The organism is Halorhabdus amylolytica (assembly GCF_004944975.1).
Classification (GTDB): Archaea; Halobacteriota; Halobacteria; order Halobacteriales; family Haloarculaceae; genus Halorhabdus; species Halorhabdus amylolytica.
The window spans coordinates 215,567-237,784 of the sequence record NZ_SPQG01000002.1 but is presented as its reverse complement, the minus strand read 5'-3'; the positions used below and the strand labels follow the sequence as shown (position 1 = coordinate 237,784).

Below are 22,218 nucleotides of genomic sequence, written 5' to 3'. Positions count from 1 at the left end.
GGATCGGAACCACCTTGAATGCGCGCCGGCCCCGGAGTGGAAGTGAAAGTGCCGGGCGGCAACCGGTGGATCCCGGAACCGTCCGCCGGCCGGGTACGTAAAGGATATGCCGGCGGCGTCCGCGATGTGAACCATGTTTCACGAGTGGCGTGCCGGGGAAGTCGAACCGGGCGAGGGCGTCCCAGAGCCGGAGACATGGGAGCCGGTGACGGTCCCGGGAAAGCCGTCGGGGTTCGCCGACGCCGATGCCGTCGTCTACCGGACTACGTTCGACGACCCCCGATCCGACGTGGACGAGAACGCGATGCTCGTCCTCGAAGGGGTTTACGCGCATGCGCGGCTCTGGTTGAACGGATCGCTCCTAGCCGAACACGACGCGTACTTCGAACCGCTTCGGGTTCCTCTCGGGGAAGCGCTGACCGCCGAGAACGAACTGCTCGTCGAGTGTCGTCGCCCCGAGGACCGGTTCGGCGGAATCTACGAGAGCGACCTCGTCCCCGACGACGAGGCAGTCCCCGGTATCTGGTGGGGGGCGGACGTCGAGACGTACGGCGACCACCACGTCGTCGACCTCTCGGCCAGGCCGCGAATCGACGAGGAGGGAGCACGCTTCGAGGTGCGGACGACGGTTCTGTCCGGGATCGACCTTGACGATCGGGTGACGTTCTCGGTGAAACCGGAGGGGGACCGACGCGGCCGGGGCATGATGAATAGGGCGCCGGTCGAGGCACAGGCGGGTGAGAAGACCACCGTCGAGCACACGATCGAGATCAGGGATCCGGCGCTGTGGTGGCCCCACGACATGGGCGAACAGGACCGCTACGTGGTGCGGGCGAAGCTCGGCGAGGACGAACGAACAGTGACGACAGGGCTACGTTCGATCGAGTACGACGAGGGGGACGGACTCGTCGTCAACGGCCGTCAGACGACCGGTCGCGGGGTCAATCTGCTCGTCTCCGAACCCGCGGACGTCGAGCGCGCGATCGAGGTCAACGCGAACCTCGTGCGCCCTCACGCTCACGTTCCCAGGCCCGACGTGTTCGAGGCGGCCGACGACGCCGGCGTGCTCGTCTGGAGCGACCTCCCGCTCACCGGTCCCGGACCGTTCGACATCGAACGCGGTCGGAACCTGCTGACCCGGCTGGTCGAGACCTACGACCACCATCCGAGCCTCGCGGCGATCGGCGTCCACGACGATCCGTTCACGCTCGGGGAAGGAGGTCTCGGTTCCGGGACCCTGGATCGGCTGCGATTGCGCTGGCGGATGTGGCGTGGGGACTACGACCGGGGTGCAGCCGACGACGTCGCGAGCGCGATCCCGGAAGACTTCCTGGCGTTGCCGGTGATCGGATCACCGGGCATCGATCACGACGCGACGGCGCTTTACCCTGGCTGGCGTTACGGCGAAGCGGCCGACGTCGACTGGTTGCTCGATCGGTACCCGCAACTCGGAAACGTCGTCGGCGAATACGGCGCCGCCTCGCTGGGTAGCGACCCGGACGCGACCGACGTTGCGGGCTTCGACCGGGCGATCCACGACCGACGTGTCGAGAGGGACCGTGAAGCGTCCCAGGCATACCAGCAAGACGTCCTGGAAACGATCACCGAACGACTGCGCCTGCACGGGACGGACCTTCTCGTCGCGTCCGCACTGCGAGACCCCGCAGGCGCGGGGATGGGCGTCTACACCGACGCGGGCGATCCCAAACAGGCACAGCAAGCCCTCGCGGATGCCTTCGAGCCGATCCAGGCGTTGCTCAGCGAACCCCGGCCGGGCGTCGAGTCGGACGTTGTCGTCGTCAACGACGGACCCACGGATGTCGACGCCACGCTGGCCTGGAAGACGGACGGCACGTCCGGAGAGCAAGAAATATCCCTCGAAGGAAACAAGACGAAACCGGTAACGACAGTCGTGATCCCCCCGGAAGCGGAGACGATCGAACTATCGCTGTCGCTGCCGGACCGGTCGGTCACGAACACCTATCCGTTATAAACCTCCGTGGTAGGATCTCACATTCCCACGAATTGAACGCCGATCCCGTGATATGGCGACCCATGGACCAGAGTGACCGGAATCTTTAAACGACGGGACAGTGTAGTAGCAAATACCTGAACGCTTCGAGCGTTCGGCAGTATCGCGCGACGCCCAGCATGACAGGGAAGCTACTTATCAGGCGCCAGCAGGTCGGTAGCGACCGTACTGTCGAACGCCGGAGCGGGAACGGCACAGAGAGTCAACCATGACAGATTCGATAGACCAATCCAAGAACGTATCAGTTAGCGAAGAAGACCTCGAGAACAAATCCAAGGGCGAGCTCATCAAGCTCGCCGGCCAGCTCAGAGATCGACGCAACGATCTCAACCAGATGGCTTCCGAACGCGCCTCGAAACGTGACGACCTCAACGCCAAGACTCGCGAGAAGGTCGACGAGGCCCAGGAACACCGCGAGAAGCGCGACGAGCTCAACGAGAAGGTACAGGAGCACAAGGAAAGTCGCAACGAGCTCAACGCCGAGGCGAACGAACTCTTCGAGGAAGTCGAACAGAAGAAAGAGGAACTGGAGCTCAACGAGGGCAAGAGCGTCGACCAGCTCGAAGAGGAGATCGAGGATCTCGAGTTCAAACAGCAGACGGAAGTCCTCGACTCCGAGGAGGAGCAGGAACTCATCGAGAAGATCGAGAACAAGCGTGAACAGCTCGCCGAGCGCAAGGAGAAGTTAGAGCAGACCGACGACGTCGACGAGCTCAAGGCCGAGGCCCAGGAGATCCGCTCGGAGGCCAGCCAGCACCACCAGAAGGTGACCGAGTTGGCTGACGAGGCTCAGGAGCATCACAACCAGATGATCGAGGCCTATCGTGAGGCCGACGAGATCCGTGACGAGGCCGACGAGATGCACGAGAAGTTCGTCGAGGCCCAGGAGGCCGCAGATCAGCACCACGAGGACTTCGTCCGCGTCCAGAAGCGCCTGCGCGAACTCGACAAGAAAGAGGAAGAAGAGGAGCGCTCGCGTCGCGAGGAGGAGAAGGAGGCCGCCCGCGAGGAAGCCGAAGAGATCTACCAGCAGTTCAAGGACGGCGAGACCTTGGATACCGAGGACCTGATGAAGCTGCAAAAGACCGGTCTGCTGTAGGCGGGACGACCGATCGTCGCGTGGGACGGGTGACGAGGATTTTTATCTATCCCCGGCTACCTCCCGGATGTGAGCACGCTGGTGGTGTGTGTAGACCGGGGGAGTGATCTTGCGGGAGCGGCTGACCCGCCGGTAGTTGGGTTCGAAGCGGTCGAATCGTTAGTCACGGAGTTCGGTATCGACGACCCCGAGGACAGCCGCGTGAACTGTCTCCTCGAAGGGCTTCGAATCACGCGTGATCTCGAAGACGACGGTGAGGAGGTGACAGTCGCAGTCCTCTCGGGGGGTGGTGAGACCGTCGGCGTCGACCGGTCGGTGGCCCGCCAGACCGACGAACTGCTCGAGACGTACGATCCGGACTCCGCGATCGTCGTCACCGATAGCCCGGAGGACGAACGCCTGGTACCGATCGTCGAGAGCCGGATCCCTGTCGACGCCGTCGATCGGGTGATCGTCCGCCAGTCCCGGGATATCGAGTCGACGTACTATCTCCTCAAGCAGTTCATGGCCGACGAGGAGCTCCGTGAGACCGTCCTGGTCCCCGTCGGGGCGGCGCTGCTGGCGTTGCCGATCCTGCTTCTGGTCCTCAACAGCGTGACGATGACCGTCGGCGCGATCGCGGCAGCCGTCGGACTGGCGTTGCTTTATAAAGGGCTCGGGATAGACGAGTACGTCGCCGATCTCCCCCGACAGATCAACGAGGCGTTGTACTCCGGGCAAGTGTCGCTGGTGACGTACGTCGTCGCGGCGGGATTGACGTTGATCGGTCTGTTCGTCGGGGCGCTGGGAGTCTCGGCGACCGCTTCCGATGCCGAGGTCATCCTGGCGATGCGTTTCGGGTTCGACAGCGTTCCGTGGCTGACGGCGGCCGCGCTGGCCGCGAGCACCGGCCGGCTGCTCGACGAACTGCTCCGCCGGGAGGGCGTCCGAAGTGCCTATCTCAACCTGCCGTTCGGGGTCGTCGCAGTCGGACTCGTGGTTCGCGGCGTGACGGGGTACTTCCTCGAACGGGCTGCCGTCTTCTCCTCGGTGCGGATCTCGACGGTCGACTTCGGACCGATCGTCATCGAGGGCTTCACGGTCTCACCGAGTGCCAGACTCGCGCTGTTCCTGCTGGCCGGGATCCTCGTCAGTCTGATCGGCGTCCGCTTTGCCGCATACGTCAGTGGAACCGACGTCCAGGAGGATCTGGCCAGGGAAGCCTGATCGAAACGGACGTCTCAAGTATCGTCATCCGGAGCCACGATCATGGACGAACGGATCCGCGCCCGGGGTCACGAGAACGTGACCGCGACCCACGACAGCACTCTCGAGTTCACCAGCGACGACTACCTCACGCCGGCCGGGGACTGTATCCTCGCCGTCGAGGCCGATCGAACCCCAAACGAGTTCGATCCCGCGTTCGTTGAGGCCTGCCGGGACCACGACGCGACGATCACGGCCACGATCGCAACCGACAGCCACCGGTTCGAGATCACCGGACGCGGTCATCCCGACCTCTCCTTCGAGAACGACCGCAGCCTCGTCGTCCGGACCAGCGACTACGTCGACGACCGGACCGTGATGGTCGATGCGGACGCGGCGGCCGCTGACGTAGATCGGAATCTGATCGAGACACTCGCGGACGGCGCGTCGGTCACAATGACGCTGTCTGTCGAGTGACCCCAATCGGTGTGTGTGTGTGTTCGATAAAGGACACGATACGACAACTGACGCCCCAGGTTCCGGACCCAGCCGAACGGTGAACGCTCACGGACACGTCTTGTGGGCCGGTCAGAACGACGGGCGTGTCCGGTCGTTTTTCTCCGTGGCCGCCGGAACAGCGGCCATGGACGAGGACGCGGAACCGAGCCGGAACATCAGCGGCGGGATCGACGGCGGTGGGTCAGTGACGGCCTTCGAAACCGATGCGAACGCGGACACCCGAGCCGGCGCAGTCGTCGATCGGCTGGGAGAGTTGTATTGGGAAAAGACCTACGGGGGCCGCGACGCCTTCGAGACGCTCGTACGGACGATCCTCAGTCAGAACACCAGCGACGCGGCGAGCCAGCCGGCCCACGATGCGCTGATGGAACGGTACGGATCAGATTCGGAAACCGACGCGGACGGCGGTGAGAGGGGGGCAGATCTCGTCGAGATGCTGGCTGACGCCGACCGGGAGGAACTCGCGGAGACGATCGCCGAGGGAGGACTGCACAACCAGAAGTCCGCTCGCATCATCGAGATCGCAGAACTGATCCTCGCCGAATACGGCGGGGAAGCCGCGTTCGACGCGTTCGTCCGCGAGGAAGATGCCGGAACAGTCCGGGAGACACTCCTTTCGATGAACGGTGTCGGCCCCAAGACGGCCGACTGCGTGTTGCTGTTCGCCGGCGGACGTCCCGGTGTCTTCCCTGTCGACACGCACGTCCATCGAATCTATCGCCGACTGGGCATCGCCCCGCCGGACGCCGATCACGAGACGGTCAGGGAGGTGCTCGAACGGGACGTTCCCGAAGGGAAGTGTGGCTTCGGTCACACGGCGAGCATCCAGTTCGGCCGCGAGTACTGCACGGCACGGAAGCCAACTTGCCTGGACGGCCCCGAAGCGTGTCCACTATCCGACCTGTGTGATAGAGTCGGCGTCGACATCGGGGACAGCGAGGCCCACGATTCGGCCGACACGATCGGCGATTGATCCCGCAGATCCGTGACCGAGCCCCACCTTTTTATCACGATTGATCGTAGCATCCTTTATGGCACCGTTCGACGAGTACTTTCGGCATCTGTCGGAGAAGCTCGCCGGGGCCGCTGACGGCGGGTTCGACCGCGAGCCCGACGCCCGTAACGCCTTCGTAGAGCGGTTCCTCACAGAGACCTATCCGGAGGAGTACGTCACCGTCGGCGGTGAGATCGTCGACGCGAACGGCGAGTCCAGCAATCGTGTGGGTGCAGTGCTGTACGATCCACACTTGCCGGTACTTTCGGACAGCGGTCGGTCTCGGTACCTCAGTGCGGGCGTCCACGCCCACGTGGACGTGAAACCAGACCTTTTCGGGGAAGTCGATCACGCCCTCAGTAAGGTCGATTCCATCAAACGCCTCAACGTGGATCGGATACCTGTCGGTGACGAAGTCGAACGACAGGAACAGCTCTTCTCGACAGTTTTTGCCTTCGAAGGACCTGACCCGGAGACCTTCAGAGACAGTGTCCTGCGGTACTACGCCAACCGGACCAGCCTGGAGGGGTGTGTGGATCTGATCTGTGTCCTCGACGAATACGTGGTAAGCTAACCCACGGCTAAAGCCGTGGGCTTTCAGCGTGGACTCCCGCTCTGGCCGAATTCTCGGCAGGAGGCTCATACTCTCCGTTCGCGTTCAACATCCCGCTGTTCAGGGCAATGCCTACGGATGCCCCTCCGCCGTCTCCAGTTTGGTTCCGGCGGAGATACCGCAATCCGATGTTCTTTGCAGCGTTGTAGTCAGCGTGGTTCTCGTAGCCGCATTTCAGACACTCGAAGTCCTCGCCCTCGCGGTTGTCCGGATGCGTGAAGCCACAGTGTGAACACCGCCGAGAGGTGTTCTCCGGGTCAACCTGTTCAACGTCGATACTGTACTCTGCGGCTTTGTACTCGACGTACTCGTAGAGGCGGTTGAACGCCCACTTGTGGCCCCACGACGCGCCGGTACGCTCGCGAATGTCAGTCAGGTCTTCAAACGCTATCACTGAACACCCGTACTCACGGGCTTCAGCCACCAAATCGTTCGAGATACGGTGAAGCGTTATCTTGAATCGGCCTTCCTCTTTCCGTCCGATCGACTGGATATTATCGTGTGCCCACCGCGTGCCACACTCTTGGAGGTCACCACGGCGTTTCTCGTATTCTCGTCGCCAGTGGTCGAACTCATCACCAGTCCAGAACGTGCCAGTCGAGGCAACTGCAAGATTGTTCACGCCGAGGTCTACCCCGAGAACTGTGCTGTTCTCGGTGGCATCCTGTGCCGACGTGTCAGGCTCCACGTCCGTCTTTGTGTGGATGTGAAGCATCCAGTTGCCGTTCGTGTAGTGCAGTTCGGCTCCCGTGGTTTCGTACTCGTCTGAAAAGAGGTACTCCGCGTGGGGCGTATATCGGTCGTCGTCAGGGAGCACGTAGTCGGCTTCAATGCGACCGTCAACCGTTGCTAACGACACGTACTCGTCGTGGAAGGTGGTGGTACGGTGGTCGTAGACGAGGTGCGGGCTGGTGAAGTGGGGCATCGACGCCTTCTTCCCCTGTTTCCATTTTTCGACAACGCTCTTGCAAGCGTCGGCAGCCTTGTTTCGGGCGGCTTGGACGTGGTTGCTATGTAATGCTGTTTCATCACGCACGTCCTCGTAGGTTTCCTCGTGAAGCGTCGTCTTGCTGGTGGTGACGTACTCACCTGAGAAGGCGTGGCGCGTCACGTAGTTAGCCGCCCATAGGAACTCGTCTACGGTGTCTTCGAGGAGTGCGGCGTCGTCACTGTCCACGTCGAGTTTGACCGGGACAGTCCGCCGCTTCTCCATACATCATATGTATACTTGGTGGTTCAAATATATTGGGGAGTCGGCCTGTCGTAGTCGGTGGATTGTTGCACAAAGCGTACGCGCTTGCTCCCACCCGTGAACGGGTGGGTTTCCGCGCTGTTCCGCTATGATCACGCAGTTCTCGGGACCCGAACCTGGCTTTCGGTTCCTCCGGACCGGGGCCGACAGCCTGACCGCGTTCTACGTCACCCTGGCCGGCGCCGTCTCGACGAACTACTGGCACCGTCGGCCGGTCGTCTCAGCGTACATGGACCGAACGGAAGCTGAACAGTTCTGATCGTTCGTCTCGGCGACCGTGCGGATCCCCTCGAAGACGTCCCAGGCTTTCTCCCGGAGATACCAGCCTTATGGGTTCTCGTTGATGTCACCACGCGATCCGATGTCGACGTTGGAGACTTCGACCACACACCCCGTCTTGTTTCTCTCAATCGGACGATCGAACAGCGAGGACGAGCATCGCGGTTGTTATCAGTGCGAACGCGAGTAGCGACAGGTTCGGTATCGACAGGCCGAGGACTCGCAACTGGATAGTCCCGCACCCACCTCCCCCGAGTGTACACGCGCCTCCCGTCGCGGCCGAAACCTGCAACATGGAGTGATAGGCCGCGATCCCGCCACCGAGAGTCGATAGCGGGAGTGCGGTCCGGAAGACACCACGTCGGTTCTCGAAACTCGCTATCCCGAGGACGATCACGAGCGGGTACATCAAGATGCGCTGATACCAGCAGAGTCGGCAGGGAACCAGTCCGAGACCGAGACTCAAATAGAGACTGCCGGCGGTTGCGACAACGGCGATCAGCGTGGCGACAGCGAGCCACGTCCGGGAACCCCGGCGAAACCGGTCGAAGGCTTTCGATCGATCAGGGCTCGAGACGTCGGTCATGTAAACAGCCCAGCAGTCAGACGAACCGGAAGGTCTCTAGGTTCTTGGGCGCGAACGTCCGGAGATTGTAGTCGTGATACAGTGCCGAGGAGAGGTCCTGGACGGAGGACTCGTCGCCGTGGACACAGAGGATCTTTTCCGGGCGTGGGTTCATCGTCTTCACGAAGTTTTCCAGGCCCTGGCGGTCGGCGTGGCCCGAGAACCCATCGACGGTCTCGACGTCCATTTCCAGCTGCAGGGTGTTCCCTCGGCTCCCGTTGCCCAGCGGAATCTCGTCCCAGCCGTTCTGGATCCGCCGACCCAGCGTCCCCTGGGCCTGATACCCGACGAAGACGAGCGTCGAGTCCGGGTCGGGACCGACGTGCTCGAGCCAGGACATGATCGGCCCGCCAGTGACCATCCCCGACGTCGAGAGGATAATCGCGGGATCGCCGTCGGCGACGTCCTGTCGCTCGTCCTCGCCGCCGTCGATGTGGTTGAACTGGTCGGCGAGGAACGGGTTCTCGTCGTCGTGGAAGATCCGATCCCGGAGATCGTCACGGAGATACTCCGGATACGTGGTGTGAATGGCAGTCGCTTCCCAGATCATCCCGTCCAGGTGAACCGGCATTTCCGGGATGTCGCCGCTTCGCATCGCCTCTTCGAGGACCAACATCAGCTCCTGGGACCGCCCCACGGCGAACGCCGGGATCAAGACCTTGCCGCCCTGCTCGTGGGTTTCGGTGATGACCTTCTTGAGTTTCTGTTCGGAGTCCGCCTGGTCGGTCTGATAGTCGTTGCGGCCGCCGTAGGTCGACTCGAGGACGAGCGTCTCGACACGCGGGAAGTCGTTGACGGCACCGTTGAACAACCGCGTGTCCTCGTAGTGGATGTCCCCGGAGAAGGCGACGTTGTACAGACCGTCGCCGACGTGGAAGTGCGAGACCGCCGAACCGAGGATATGCCCGGCGTTGTGCATCGTCAGCTTGATGTCCGGCGAGATGTCCGTCACGTCGCCGTATTCGATCGGGATGGTGTGTTTGATCGCCTCTCGAACCATCTCTGAGTCGTAGGGCGGACTCCGTCCCTCCTTGGCAGCGACGTCGAGGTAGTCGAGCGTGAGCAGGCCCATCAGATCGCGGGTCGGCTCGGTCGTGTAGATCGGGCCGTCATACCCGTATTTGAACAGGAGAGGAATGAGCGCGGAATGATCGAGGTGAGCGTGGGTCAGGACGACGGCGTCGAGCGAACTCGCGCCCGACCCGAGCGCCTCGGGCACCTGGAGGTACGGGACCTCGCCCTCCGCACCGGGCTTGTCGCCACAGTCGATGAGGACACGGGTCTCGGGCGTCGAGAGGATGAACGCAGCACGGCCGACCTCCCGACAGCACCCGAGTGTGGTGATACGGACCCACTCGTCGTCGGACATCTCCTCACGGTGGATCTGCCGACCGATGCGTTCGAGAATATCCCGACGGTCTTCCCGTTCTTGCGTGAGGAAACTACGGACGTTACTGACTGTCGAGGACTCGATCGGTGGCGTTCGGACGACTTCGGGCGTCCAGCCGACCTCCTTGGTTATCTCCCGGAGCGTCGAACCGTGCCGGCCGATCACCATCCCCGGTTTCTCGGCCTCGATGACCACCTCGCCGGTGTCCTCGTGGAAATCCAGGTCGGTGACGCTGGCCTCCTCGGGGATCACCGCACGAATCTGCTCTCTGGCCTCAGACGGTCGAGAGAGGACCTCTGGATCCGGCCGAACGGTGATCCGTTTGCGGAGTTTCGAGGCCAGTCGCCGGACGAGGTCGCCGTTGTCCGCGAACGTCTTGGGATCGCGGGTGTAAACGACCAGCTCCGGCCCCTCGTAGGTGACCTCCGTGATGGAGATGTCGTTCGGTACTTCGCTCTCGATCGTCGCCTTCGTGTCCTCGAGTTGCTGATCTACCTTGCTCATAGCTGCAAGAACCAACGGGCGCCCCGACCCTCACCGCGGCACAGATTCGAACGTCCCCGCGCAGTCCCGTGCTGTCGATGGGTGGGACCCCGACTGAATAGTAATGTCATGATACGATAACGCTTTCCGCTCGTGTGGTACTCCGGACCGGTTCGACTAATGCTGAGAGTCCGGAAAACCGAGCTCCACGTGGTGGTATTCCCCTCTGCTAATAAAAACCTTCGGAAACATCCAGCACCGACTCACAGGAGAATCTCCGGAAACTACAGGATCGAACCCGTCGTGAGTGGTGCCATGCGCGTGACGCCAGCCGTCGTCGCCACCGAACGGACCTGGATCGAAGACCGCGGCGAGGTCGTCGTCCCACTGATCAACCGTGTCCGTACTGATCTGGGCGACGCTTTCGAGACCGACGTCGAACGGATCAGCGACGAACAGTACCACGACGCGGTCAGGACAGTCTTTGCAGACGGAGATCGCGCCGTCAACGTCGCCGCGCTGGCCGCCATCCTCCGTGACCTAGACGTCGAAGGGGACTACCCGGGATTCGTCGTCGACGAACAGCTCGGCCGACAGCTTGCTGCGACGGTCGCAGGCGGCCAGCCGCTGTCGACGCTTGCCGAAGCCACGTTCCACTACACGGACGTACAGAGGCACGGCGATCCCGACGACGCCGCGGGACTCGACGACCTCGACGCGGCGCTTGCGGCCGGGTTCCAGACGCGCCTGCCCGGCTGGGAGTGGACCGAAGGTGAGAGTCCGTTCGGGATCGATCCGGACCGGGAGTGAACGCGGTCCCGATATCCGGACTCCACCCGACAGACATTCCGGTAGCTCTTGTGACTCGACGACTTATCGGTCCCCATGCGCGTCGAGCAACTCGGGGAGGGGCACCCGGAACTGGCGATCGTGGCGGCGATCCACGGCGACGAACCCTGTGGCGTTCGGGCAGTCGATCGGCTACTGGGCGACGAGTCGACGGTACAGCGACCGGTCCGACTCATCGTCGCGAACGAGAAAGCCCTGGCCGAGGGGGTCCGCTACGTCGATACGGATCTCAACCGGGCGTTCGACGAGGCGACGTCCGAGGACGCTCACGAGCGAGACCTCGCGGTCGAACTCGCCGAGGCCGTCCGGGGATGTACGGTACTGTCGATCCACTCGACGCGCTCAGCGGCCAAACCTTTCGCGATCACGTCCGGACTGAACGATCTCGCCAGAGAGATCGTCCCACACCTCTCCGTCCGGGCGCTGGTCGAGACCGGCGTCAACGCCGAGGGACGACTGTTCGCCGCGGAGGCGGACATCCTCGAAGTCGAGGCGGGCTATCAGGGTTCGGTGGAAGCCGCCGAGAACGCCTACCGGCTGGCCCGGGAGTTCTTGACGGCCACGGGTGCCATCGCCGGTGAGACCATCGCCCACGACCTGGAGGTCTACGAGCAGGGCGAGCCCGTCGAGAAGCCACCGGCCGAGGAATACGAGGTCTTCGCCGAGAACTTCGTCCACGTCGACGCCGGCGAGACCTACGCCGCGGTTGACGGGGAAGGACTGGCCGCCGAGGAGGGCTTTGACCCTATCCTCTTCTCGGCATACGGCTACGAGCACATCTTCGGCTACCGCGGGACCTTCGCCGGGACGCTCCGGACGACGGAGGACGGGGCGGCGACGCTGACGGCCGATTGAAACGCGAGCGTCGGCTGCCGGGTCACCGCCGCACTCGCTCGACAGGCGGATCGAACAACAGAGCACGTCGATCTGTGGTACCTCACTGAGGAGAGGGGTCCCCGGATATCTATCGACGAAGGCTAGGATCGCGTCCGGGACACCCCGCAAACTCACTCGTAACGCCCGATCGCGACCAACGCTACCAGCGCCCCGACTGCGACTAAACTCATGTCTTTCAGCGTATCGTTGTTCGTCATCCAGTCGGCCATCGCCGGGAGCGTGTCGCGACCGTAGTGGACCGCTTCGACGGGCTCCCAGAGGACACCCAAGAGGACGACGAGTAGCGCTAGGAGATCGTCCCGCCGCGGGACGATAGCGGCCAGGCCGAGCGTCAGTGCCAAGCCACCGGAGAAGTGCAACAGTGAGTCCGCAAACCAGGGACTGGGGACGACTCTGAGAGGGAACACGGCGACGATCGCCACGCCGAGTGCGACCGCCGAAGCGCCCAGAAGCGTCCGGTTGATCCGCCATTTCCCGTCGGGACCGCGGGCAGCGTCAGTCACGAGTGTTCACCATCAGTTCCCCCAATGCTCTGATTGGTTTCAGGTGACTTGAAGCCTGGCCTCTCTCGAGGAGGAAAGCAGCGAGGCGGGGCTTCGCCATCCCGCAGGATTCGAGGGGCAGGACCGAACCGACACCCGAAGCGGATAGACGGTGGCTTCGCGGAAAGCGAGCGGAACACGGCGGGTTTATGCCGTCCCTCGTGGACACACGAGTATGAGCGGCGAGCAAGAGCTCGGCATCACCGAGAGCAAGGAACACGCGACCGGCGAGTGGTACGCCGAACTGGTCCAGAAAGCCGGCCTGGCCGACTACGCCCCGATGGGCGGGTTCATCGTCACCCGCCCCCGCGGGTACGCCATCTGGGAACGACTCCAGAACTACCTCGACGGCTGGTTCAAGGAGACCGGCGTCCAGAACGCCTATTTCCCGCTTTTCATCCCCGAAAGCTATCTCGAAAAGGAGAAGGACATCGTCGAGGGGTTTGACCCCGAGGTGGCGTGGGTCACGCAAGGAGGCTACGACGAACTGGAGGAGCGTCTGGCGGTCCGACCGACAAGTGAGAGCATCATCACGCCCTTCCTTGCCCAGTGGACCCGATCCCATCGGGACCTCCCGATCCGCGTCAATCAGTGGTGTAGCGTCGTCCGGTGGGAAGCCACCGAGACCAAGCCGTTCTTCCGCACGAAGGAGTTCCTCTGGCAGGAAGGTCACACCGCCCACCACGACGCCGGGGACGCGATCGAGGAGATGGAGACCCGTCTCGAGCAGTACGAGCGCCTCTACGAGGACGTCCTGGCGATGCCGGTGTTGACCGGCCGGAAACCCGAACACGACAAGTTCCCCGGCGCACACACGACGACGAGCGTCGAGGCGCTGATGCCCGATGGCAAGTCAGTCCAGGGCGGGACCTCCCACTACCTGGGGACTTCCTTCGCGGAGGCCTACGACGTGACGTACGTCGACGAGGACGAAGAAGAGAAGACTGCCCACACGACCTCCTGGGGGCTGTCCTGGCGGGCGCTCGGTGCGCTGTTCATGACTCACAGCGACGACCAGGGACTGGTCCTGCCACCGACGCTTGCCGAGACCCAGGTCGCCATCGTCCCGATCTGGGACGAGGACAGCAAGGACGACGTCCTCGAATACGCCGAGACAGTCGAGGCGGCCCTCCGAGATGCGGGCGTTCGGGTCGAACTGGACGACCGCGACCACCGCAATCCCGGCTTCAAGTACAACGAACACGAACTCAACGGTGTCCCGCTCCGGATCGAGATCGGATCCTACGAGGTCGAAGACGACGAACTCACGCTCGTCCACCGTCCCGACGGCGAGGAAATTACGGTCGAGCGCGAAGGCGTCGCCGAAATCGTCTCCGAGCATCTCGATACCATCTTCGCGAAGCTCTACGCGAGCGCCGAGGAAACCCTGGAAGGAGAGATCCGCGAGGCGGAATCCCGTGAAGAGATCCTCGGTACGATCGGCCAGCACGGCGGCTACGTCAAGTGTGGCTGGTGTGGCGACGAGGACTGCGAGGAACCGATCAAGGACGCCATCGCCGCCGAGATCGTGATGGTTCCGAAGGACCGCGACGAGGAACCGATCCACGACGACTGTGCGATCTGTGGCGAGGAGGCCGAGGAGACGGCATACTTCGCCAAGACATACTAAACCATCTTTTTCCCGCTCGGGTTCGCGCAAAGCGCGAACCGCTCGCGGCAAAAACATGGGTGAAAAAGGCCGACGGCTCGACCGCCGGTCTCGCCGATCGCGTCACGCGGGACAGTCAGTGGATTCTCGGTCGGCCTCCACGTGACATGCACACATTCATCGAGGATCGCGCGGACGCGTTTCGGGCCGACGGTAACACCACCCTCGACAGCGACGGCTGATCGATACGGAGTGAGAGGAGGTGCACCTCGACGTCTGTGGACTCCCCTGCAGTCAGCGGACCACTACGTCGACGGCCTCGGTCAGGACGTTCGCCGCTCGTTCGACATCCCGCTGATCGACGTACTCCCGCGGCGAGTGGGCGACCGGTCCCTCGTCGTCGCTCAACACGCCGGGACCGAAGACGACCGTCGGCGCGATGTCGGCGAACTGGGCGGCCTCCGTCGCCGCACCGAAGGGGCGCACGGCCCCGCCGCTCGCGTCCCGCAGAACCTCGACGATTTGAGCCTCTGGGTCCGTCTCGAACGCCTCGGGGAACGGCGTGTCGGGCCGGATCAGTTCGACGGAGATGTCGATATCCCCGGGGAGCGAGTCCCGCAGGTGAGCCTTCAAGGAAGCGGGAAACTCCTCGCTTCGCTCGGGTGGGACGCTCCGACGATCGAAGGTGATCGTCACTTCGGCCGGGATCTGGTTCGAGGCCTCGCCGCCCTCGATCATCGTCAGCGTCAGCGTCGGCGCGCCGAGCGTGTCGTGCTCGCCGGGGCCGTGCTCGTCGTCGTAGCGATCCATCGCTTCGATGGTCGGGCCGACGGCCCGGAGCGCGTTGATCCCGTCGGCCGGATCGCTCGCGTGGGCACTCTCACCGGTGAGGGTAATCGTCCCTTCGAACTGACCGCGGGCGGCGTAGCAAATGTCCAGCCCCGTCGGTTCGCCGACGATCGCCGCGTCGAAGTCAGTGACTGACGTCTCGACGAGGTGTGCCGCGCCGGTCTGGGTCGTCTCCTCGTCGGGCGTGACGGCAAGAGTCACTCGCCCGTCCCCGAGGTCGGCTTCCAGAAAGGCAGCTACCATCGCCGCCAGTGGCCCCTTCGCGTCACAGGCACCTCGTCCACGGACGACCTCGCCGTCGCGTTCGTACGGGACGTGAGGCGGAACGGTGTCGAGGTGGGTATTGAGCAGGAGGTGGGGGCTGTCGTCGGTGTCGTTGCTGCCTCGTTGCGCGACGACGTTTCCGCCACTATCTACGTGAACGTCCACGCCCGCATCTTCGAGGGTCTCGACGAGCAGCGTTCGCATCGCGTCGACCGACTCGTGGGACGGTGTCCGGACCGCGCGCTCGTGGAACTCGAGAACGTCGAAGGCCATCACTCGCGCTCCGGATCGGGCGCGCCGGGGGCCTCGTCCTCGACGCGTGTGACGTCGGCCATGGTCTCCCGGCGACGGACGACCCGGGCGCCGTCGCCATCGATCGCGATCTCGGCGGGCCGGGGCTGGGAGTGGAAGTGATTGGCGAGTTCGTACCCGTAGGCCCCGGCGTTGCCGATCGCGAGGACGTCCTTACGCTCCGGTCGGGCGATCGGTCGGTCAGTAGCGAAGACATCCGCGCTCGTACAGCACGGACCGCCGATCGAGACCGGCGCGTCCTCGCTGTCGGCCGAAGAGACGTTCCGGATCGGATGGTAGGCGTCGAACATCGCCGGCCGGATCAACGTCGACAGCGAGGCATCGACGCCGACCACGGTCGTTTCGGGGGCCTCTTTGATCGTGTTGACCGTCGTAAGGATCAACTCGGCGTCGGCGACGACGTACCGCCCGGGTTCGAATTTCATCGTCGTATCGAGGTCGCCGACCGCATCACGGACCGTCTCGGCCACGGCCTGGAGGTCAAGTGGTGATTCGTCCTCGCGATAGGGGACACCGAACCCGCCGCCGAGATCGACGAACTCCAGGTCGGCGTCGCCGACCTCACGGGCCAGGTCGGCGACTTTGCCGAGTGCGCGAGCGTGATCCTCAACCTCGTCGGAGAGGACACCGCTTCCTACGTGGGCATGAAGACCGACGAGATCGAAACGCTCCCGGAGGTCGTCAGCGAGTGCGGGAACGCGCTCGTAGGGAATCCCGAACTTCGCGTCCTTGCCGGTCGCAACCTTCTCGTGATGACCCGTCCCGATCCCAGGGTTGATCCGGATCGCGACGCGGCCGTCGTAGCCGCGCGCTTGGAGACGGTCGAACGTGTCCTCGGCACCACCGGTGATCGTGAGCCCCGGATTGTCCTCAGCGAGTTCGACCGCGTAATCGAGATCGGCGTCGGGCGGATTGACGGCCGTATACTGGAGTGTGTTCGGGTTAGCGCCCGCCTCGATCGCCCGCTGTAGCTCCCCGCGAGCGGCACACTCGATGGTCGCGCCGGTGTCCAGCAACGTCGAAAGGGCGGCTCGGCCGGTGTGGGCCTTCGCGGCGTACATCACCTCGGCGTCTGGAAAAGCCGCATCGAACCGGCGGTAGTTCTCGGCGACACGTTCAGGATCGAGAACGTACAGTGGCGTCCCGTATTCGGCGGCCAGATCGAGCAGCCGATCGTGGTCCCAGTCGGCGAGGCGCCGGACCAGTGGCGAGTGACTCATTAGCGAAAACAGGGGAAGGTCGATAACAAGGATTGCGCTTCGGGGTTTTCAGGAATACTCTCTGTAAGTTCAGCACAGATCTCCATTGGGTGTTCTTTTGTTTCATCATCACAATCATCAACATTTGTTTATTCAAATCCACTATACACTATATTTTATCACCGTTATGTCGGCTAGAAGTTTATTATTGCTCGGAAAATAGCCTCAACTAGGATGTGTTAAGACCAATAATTCACGCACATAATGTAATTATAGTAGTATTAGCATCCAAAATAAATAATGGATGTGAATATTACTGGATCGAATCACGGGGTCTGTGCGATGGACCACCCCGGACCTCAGCTCATCGAACAGTCTTCCGAACGCATACCCCCACTCACCGACACACTCAATGTTTGACGACAATCCAAACGACTCCGGATTCCCCCCGGTCGAACGCCGTACAGTGTTGAAATCAACGGCTGCCCTTCTAGCGGGCAGCGCTCTCACATCAGCCCCCGCATCGGCCCATCACTTCGGTTCGAAGATTCACTACGAACCGCAGGTCGACGAGGACAATCTCATGCAGTTGTCCGTCGAGGGTCACGAAGTTCTCGATGACGGAGTGAAACTGGACCTCGGGAGCCACGAAGGGTACATTCGTCTGTTCAGTGACACCCTCGCTCGTGTTTCCATCGTGGACCTCGAAGAGGAAGAATACGAATCCCGTGGAATCAAAAAGGGACGCGGCGACTGGGACATCCCGGACTTCAGCGTCGAGACGAGTCCCGAAACAATCGCCATTGAAACCGACACCATCACCGTCGAGATCAATACTGAACTCTTCGGCGTCCGGTTCCTCGATAAGGACGGGACCGTTGTCAACGAAGACTACCTGGACAAGGGGTCGTCGGGATACGTACCATCCCCCGAGCGCGACGGGACAGCGGCCGACTCGACGCCAACGACGCCGTCATCGTACGCGAGTTACAAAAACGAGACCGACTTGGAGACGGGGTCGTCGGGGTACGACTCACCCACACAGAACGACGTCGAAATGACCGATCCGACCCCGAACGAGCCGCTTCCCTACGTGTACAAGAAGGCCGACGAAGACGAAGCCTTCTACGGGTTCGGCGAACAACCCGAACTCACTCTCAACCAGCGCGGGAAGAAACTCGAAAACTGGAACACGGACCAGTACGGGTACTTCTACACGAACGACTATGTCTACGCCTCGATTCCGTTCTTCGTCGGCCTGAAGGACGCTGGTGCCTACGGCATCTTCTTCGACAACCCCTACCACACGGTGTTCCACACGCCCAAAGTGGCGAACGCCGACGGCGTCGAAGAGACCTACGACACCAACGCCGGCGAGGACTACTACTACTTCGTCGGCGACGGTGGCCAATTAACGTATTACTTCGCCTACGGGCCGGAGATCGGCGACGTACTCGACAGCTACACGAGTCTGACTGGGACGATCAACCTGCCACCCAAGTGGGCGATGGGTTTCCACCAGAGCAAGTGGGAGTACAGCCCTGACGAACTCGTCGAAGTGCCACATCGGTACCGCGAGGAGAGCATCCCACTGGACGCAATGCACTTCGACATCGGCTACATGGAAACCTACCGTGTCTTCAGTATTCAGGACTCCCACCGGGATGCGCTGCAGTCGCTCAGCGACGAGCTACCGGAGCTCAAGACGGTCGCCGTCAACGATCCGGGCGTTGCAGTAGACGAAGAGGTTGACGTCGATGGAGACGGAGAACTCGAACCGTACGACCCCTATCTCGAAGGGGCTGCCAACGACTACTGGACCAAGGACGCCAACGGCGAGACGTTCAAAGCGGAAGTCTGGCCCGACGTCGCAGTGTGGCCCGACTTCTCCCGTTCGGAGGTTCGAAACTGGTGGGCCGAACAACACGACGTGTTGTTCGACGCGGGCTTCGACGGGGTGAAAAACGATATGGGTGAACCGGCGGTGTTCCAGAGCAACAGTAGTTACGACTGGACGATGCCAGTGGATAACGTCCACGGAACGGGCGACGACACGATGTTACACGAGGAGTACCACAACATGTACGGGTTCGACTACGCGCGAGCGGCACGCGAGTCGTTTGACCTCTTCAAGCCCGACGACCGTCCGTTTCTGTTGAACCGGAACCTCTACGCCGGTGGTCAACGGTACGCGGCTATCTGGACCGGCGACTGTGTGAGTGATTGGGCCCACCTTCAGATGCAGATACCGATGATGATGAACATGGGACTTTCCGGGCTAGCGTTTTGCGGGCACGATGTCGGCGGATTCGTCGGGCGGCCTTCTCCCGAACTATTCAAACGCTGGATAGAGGTGGGTGCGTTCATCCCCTTCTTTCGGAACCACACGGACACCCACCAGAAGCAAGACCCGGACCTCCCGCGCAATCAACACCCCTGGACGTTCGGCGAGGAAGCGGTGGATATCACGAAGAAGTACACCGAGCTACGATACAAGCTGCTTCCGTACCTTTACAACGAGTTCCAAGACTCCTCTGAGAGTGGAAAGCCCATCTTCCAACCGCTCGTCTACCAGTTCCAAAACGACGAAGAGGTCCGGGACATCACAGATCAGTTCCTCTTCGGTGACGACATGCTACTCGCACCAGTCCTCGAAGCGGGCGCGACCGAGCGCGACGTTTACCTCCCGGATGGTGAGACCTGGGTCGACTTCTGGAACAATGAGGTGTACGACGGCGGCCAGTGGATGACCGTCGACGCGCCGATCGACCACCTGCCGATCTACGTTCGCAAGGACTCGGTCATCCCGATGCGCGAAGTGCAACAGTACACGGGAGAAAAGCCGCTTACGACGCTTCAACTAAACACCTATCTCGACGAAGAGACGTCGTACTCGTTCTACGAGGACGACGGTGCGACCAACAGTTTCGAGGACGGCGAGTACAACGTGACGAACTTCACCATCACGGAGACAGAGAAAGGCGTCGTCACCTTCGACTCTCGGGTAGAAGTCCGGAACTACGACGACTCGCAGCTGTCGTCGTACCTGTTGGGACTCGACCGGTCGAGAGCGCCGAAGAAGGTCCAAGCAGGGCCGACAAAGTACGACGAAGTCGCCGCCGACACGGTCGAAGACACGTTGAACTCGTTCGCCTACAGCCAAGATGAGAGCGCCGTACTGGTTCACATTCCCGCCGGCGAAGTGTACAACGTAAAGCTCATTTTCAACGAACACAGTCAGCAGTAGGCGATCTCTGCTACTGCCTCGTTTATCAGCTTCCACTGTCGATAATCCCCATCACACCAGCTGGTGGCCGCGACTGACGAGGGGAGATTCTCGGAGAACATCCGGGTGGGCGATCGTGCCTACGAGTGGCCCTCGCCCCGCGTGGGGTGACAAACGCCACCGCGAATCGCACCGAGATAATTCCTCCTCACTCCCGGAGCGCGTCCTCGCGCTCTGCCCCTTCCAGCGTCTCGCTCCCACCTTTTTCGTCGTCGGGTTGCTCGTTTCACTCGCAACCTCTCCTCGAAAAATCTGGACCAAAAAGGCGCTCACTCCCTTCGGTCGTTCGCCTGAACCCCGTGCCGAAGACACGCGGACACCTCTACTCCCGCAACGCGTCCTCGCGCTCTGCCCCTTCCAGCGTCTCTTCCTCGACGTGGGTCGCAACGACCGCCGGCTTGTACGCCCCACCGTCGAAGAGGTCGTGCTCGCCGATCGAACTCTCGACGAAGCGCTGGAAAGCCCGCCGCCCGGGTGGGAGTTCGCCATAGCGAATCTCTTCCTCGACCAGATCGTACACGGGGATCCGGGGCGAGAGCAAGGTGTCCTCGCCAACTACCGAGTTCTCACCGACGACGAACCCAGAGGTGACGCGACTGCCGGCCCCGAGTGCCACGCCATCCTCGACGACCACCGGCGCGTCCTCGACGGGTTCGAGCACGCCACCGATGACGGTGTTCGCGCCGAGTTTCACGTCGTCGCCGATCTGAGCGCACGAGCCGACGACATCGTTCGAATCGACGAGCGTGCCGTCGCCGACGTGCGCGCCGATGTTCACGAACGCGGGGCTCATCAGGATCGCGTCGCTGCCGACGTACGCGCCCCGGCGGATGACCGTCCCGTCGGGGGTGTTACGCGTTCCACGGTCACCGAGATCGGCCGTCTCCCTGAGCGGGAGGACATCGTGATACGTGACGTCGCCGTACTCGCGGGCCTGCGTCTCCCGGAGGGTGAAATTCAGCAGGATGCCCTGTTTGACCCACTCGTTGGCTTCCCAGGTGCCGTCGTGCTTCTCGGCGGCCCGCACCTCGCCGGCCTCCAGCGCTTCGAGGAAGCGATCCAGCGTGGCCTGCTGGTCGTCAGTGAGATCCGCCGGGGTCAGGTCGTCCGATCGATTCCAGAGGTCTTCGATGTCGGCCTTCAGACGCATGTTAACCCTCGATTACGTCCCCGAAGGTATAGAATCCCGGTTCCCGGCCAGCGATCCAGATAGCGGCGTCGAGTGCGCCCGCGGCGAAGACTCCGCGGTCCTCCGCGCGATGGGACAGCGTCAGTACCTCGTCGTTGCCGGCGAACATGAGTTCGTGTTCGCCACGGACATCCCCGGCTCGCCGGACGTGAACGCCGACCTCGCCTGCCTCGCGGGGGTCGATCCCCTCTCGGCCGTAAACCTCCGCGAAGTCCTCCTCGCGGGCGTCGGCGAGTGCTTCGAGCAGTGTCTTCGCCGTGCCGCTCGGCGCGTCCTGTTTCGCGTTGTGGTGTGTCTCGGTGAGTTCGATGTCGTAGCCCGGCAGCGCCTCGGTGGCCGCCCGGACGGTCGCCAACAGTGCCTGGATCCCGCGGGCGAAGTTGGCGGCCTTCAGGACGGCCACGTCCCCGCTGGCGTCTTCCAACGCCGCCACCTGGTCGTCCTCGAAGCCCGTCGTCCCGGTCACGAGCGGCACGCCCGCCTCCGCGCAGGCGTCGGCGAGCCCGACGGTCGCCTCGGGGACGGAGAAGTCGACGATCGCATCGGGCTCGTGGGTCGCCAATAGCGCGGCGATGTCGTCAGGCTCGTGGATCGGTTTGCCAGCGACCGTCTCGTCGTCCGTTGCGTCGACGGCGAAGACGACCGTCACGTCCTCGCGATCACTCGCCGTCTCGATGACTGTCCGGCCCATGCGTCCGGCCGCACCCGTGACGCCGATGCGTATCATGGTGGTCGCTCCGTGCTCGGCCCC

At 62.7% G+C, this 22,218-nt stretch carries 19 protein-coding genes; 11 read left to right on the top strand and 8 right to left on the bottom strand.

Annotated elements, in window-relative coordinates:
- The first annotated feature begins 133 nt into the window (after positions 1 to 133).
- The 6 genes from E3374_RS03725 to E3374_RS03700 all read left to right on the top strand — a co-directional run bounded on the left by E3374_RS03725 (position 134) and on the right by E3374_RS03700 (position 6,403).
- Positions 134 to 1,993 carry a glycosyl hydrolase 2 galactose-binding domain-containing protein gene (locus E3374_RS03725; protein WP_136687688.1) on the top strand — a complete coding sequence of 620 codons (1,860 nt, stop codon included), beginning with the start codon at positions 134 to 136 and terminating at the stop codon, positions 1,991 to 1,993.
- Positions 1,994 to 2,240: 247 nt separating this feature from the next.
- Positions 2,241 to 3,131 carry a coiled-coil protein gene (locus tag E3374_RS03720; RefSeq protein ID WP_136687687.1) on the top strand — a complete coding sequence of 297 codons (891 nt, stop codon included), beginning with the start codon at positions 2,241 to 2,243 and terminating at the stop codon, positions 3,129 to 3,131.
- Between the two features lie 69 nt (positions 3,132 to 3,200).
- Complete coding sequence (locus tag E3374_RS03715; RefSeq protein ID WP_136687686.1) at positions 3,201 to 4,337, top strand: DUF373 family protein; 1,137 nt, start codon at positions 3,201 to 3,203, stop codon at positions 4,335 to 4,337.
- A gap of 42 nt (positions 4,338 to 4,379) precedes the next feature.
- Positions 4,380 to 4,793: a DUF371 domain-containing protein gene (locus E3374_RS03710; RefSeq protein WP_136687685.1), complete on the top strand. Its 414-nt coding sequence runs from the start codon at positions 4,380 to 4,382 to the stop codon at positions 4,791 to 4,793.
- Between the two features lie 166 nt (positions 4,794 to 4,959).
- The gene (locus E3374_RS03705) at positions 4,960 to 5,808 is read left to right on the top strand and encodes an endonuclease III domain-containing protein (RefSeq protein ID WP_136687684.1); all 849 of its coding nucleotides are present in this window, start codon (positions 4,960 to 4,962) and stop codon (positions 5,806 to 5,808) included.
- A 58-nt stretch (positions 5,809 to 5,866) separates the two neighbouring features.
- Positions 5,867 to 6,403, top strand: coding sequence for a DUF6602 domain-containing protein (locus E3374_RS03700; protein ID WP_136687683.1), 537 nt, complete (start codon positions 5,867 to 5,869; stop codon positions 6,401 to 6,403).
- Positions 6,404 to 6,410: 7 nt separating this feature from the next.
- On the opposite strand, the gene E3374_RS03695 is transcribed toward E3374_RS03700, so the two are convergent.
- Positions 6,411 to 7,655, bottom strand: a complete 1,245-nt coding sequence (locus tag E3374_RS03695) for an RNA-guided endonuclease InsQ/TnpB family protein (RefSeq protein WP_136687682.1) — start codon at positions 7,653 to 7,655, stop codon at positions 6,411 to 6,413.
- Between the two features lie 127 nt (positions 7,656 to 7,782).
- On the opposite strand from E3374_RS03695, the gene E3374_RS17030 reads away from it, so the two are divergent.
- Complete coding sequence (locus E3374_RS17030) at positions 7,783 to 7,953, top strand: hypothetical protein (protein ID WP_169051765.1); 171 nt, start codon at positions 7,783 to 7,785, stop codon at positions 7,951 to 7,953.
- 147 nt (positions 7,954 to 8,100) lie between these two features.
- On the opposite strand, the gene E3374_RS03690 is transcribed toward E3374_RS17030, so the two are convergent.
- Complete coding sequence (locus E3374_RS03690) at positions 8,101 to 8,559, bottom strand: disulfide bond formation protein B (RefSeq protein WP_136687681.1); 459 nt, start codon at positions 8,557 to 8,559, stop codon at positions 8,101 to 8,103.
- 16 nt (positions 8,560 to 8,575) lie between these two features.
- A complete protein-coding gene (locus E3374_RS03685; RefSeq protein WP_136687680.1) occupies positions 8,576 to 10,492 on the bottom strand; it encodes a beta-CASP ribonuclease aCPSF1 in 1,917 nt (638 codons plus the stop codon).
- 294 nt (positions 10,493 to 10,786) lie between these two features.
- On the opposite strand from E3374_RS03685, the gene E3374_RS03680 reads away from it, so the two are divergent.
- Together E3374_RS03680 and E3374_RS03675 are read left to right on the top strand one after the other, a co-directional pair.
- The gene (locus E3374_RS03680; RefSeq protein ID WP_136687679.1) at positions 10,787 to 11,281 is read left to right on the top strand and encodes a hypothetical protein; all 495 of its coding nucleotides are present in this window, start codon (positions 10,787 to 10,789) and stop codon (positions 11,279 to 11,281) included.
- 75 nt (positions 11,282 to 11,356) lie between these two features.
- Positions 11,357 to 12,175: a M14 family metallopeptidase gene (locus E3374_RS03675; protein WP_136687678.1), complete on the top strand. Its 819-nt coding sequence runs from the start codon at positions 11,357 to 11,359 to the stop codon at positions 12,173 to 12,175.
- 152 nt (positions 12,176 to 12,327) lie between these two features.
- Here the strand turns inward: E3374_RS03675 and E3374_RS03670 are convergent, their stop codons facing one another.
- Positions 12,328 to 12,720 (bottom strand): hypothetical protein, encoded by a 393-nt coding sequence (locus tag E3374_RS03670; RefSeq protein ID WP_136687677.1) that lies wholly within the window; start codon positions 12,718 to 12,720, stop codon positions 12,328 to 12,330.
- A gap of 214 nt (positions 12,721 to 12,934) precedes the next feature.
- On the opposite strand from E3374_RS03670, the gene proS reads away from it, so the two are divergent.
- Positions 12,935 to 14,389, top strand: a complete 1,455-nt coding sequence (gene proS / locus E3374_RS03665; RefSeq protein ID WP_136687676.1) for a proline--tRNA ligase — start codon at positions 12,935 to 12,937, stop codon at positions 14,387 to 14,389.
- Positions 14,390 to 14,662: 273 nt separating this feature from the next.
- Here the strand turns inward: proS and E3374_RS03660 are convergent, their stop codons facing one another.
- Complete coding sequence (locus E3374_RS03660; RefSeq protein WP_136687675.1) at positions 14,663 to 15,754, bottom strand: M20 family metallopeptidase; 1,092 nt, start codon at positions 15,752 to 15,754, stop codon at positions 14,663 to 14,665.
- Entirely contained in the window at positions 15,754 to 17,013 is a 1,260-nt protein-coding gene (gene lysA / locus E3374_RS03655) for a diaminopimelate decarboxylase (RefSeq protein WP_136687674.1), read from the bottom strand. The genes E3374_RS03660 and lysA overlap by 1 nt, the downstream gene beginning before the upstream one ends.
- Positions 17,014 to 17,404: 391 nt before the next feature.
- On the opposite strand from lysA, the gene E3374_RS03650 reads away from it, so the two are divergent.
- Entirely contained in the window at positions 17,405 to 20,239 is a 2,835-nt protein-coding gene (locus E3374_RS03650; protein WP_136687673.1) for a TIM-barrel domain-containing protein, read from the top strand.
- Between the two features lie 361 nt (positions 20,240 to 20,600).
- Here the strand turns inward: E3374_RS03650 and E3374_RS03645 are convergent, their stop codons facing one another.
- Both E3374_RS03645 and dapB read right to left on the bottom strand, forming a co-directional pair.
- Positions 20,601 to 21,428, bottom strand: coding sequence for a 2,3,4,5-tetrahydropyridine-2,6-dicarboxylate N-succinyltransferase (locus E3374_RS03645; protein WP_136687672.1), 828 nt, complete (start codon positions 21,426 to 21,428; stop codon positions 20,601 to 20,603).
- A 1-nt stretch (position 21,429) separates the two neighbouring features.
- On the bottom strand, positions 21,430 to 22,194 hold the full coding sequence (gene dapB / locus E3374_RS03640; RefSeq protein WP_136687671.1) for a 4-hydroxy-tetrahydrodipicolinate reductase: 765 nt from the start codon (positions 22,192 to 22,194) through the stop codon (positions 21,430 to 21,432).
- Between the last annotated feature and the right edge of the window lie 24 nt (positions 22,195 to 22,218).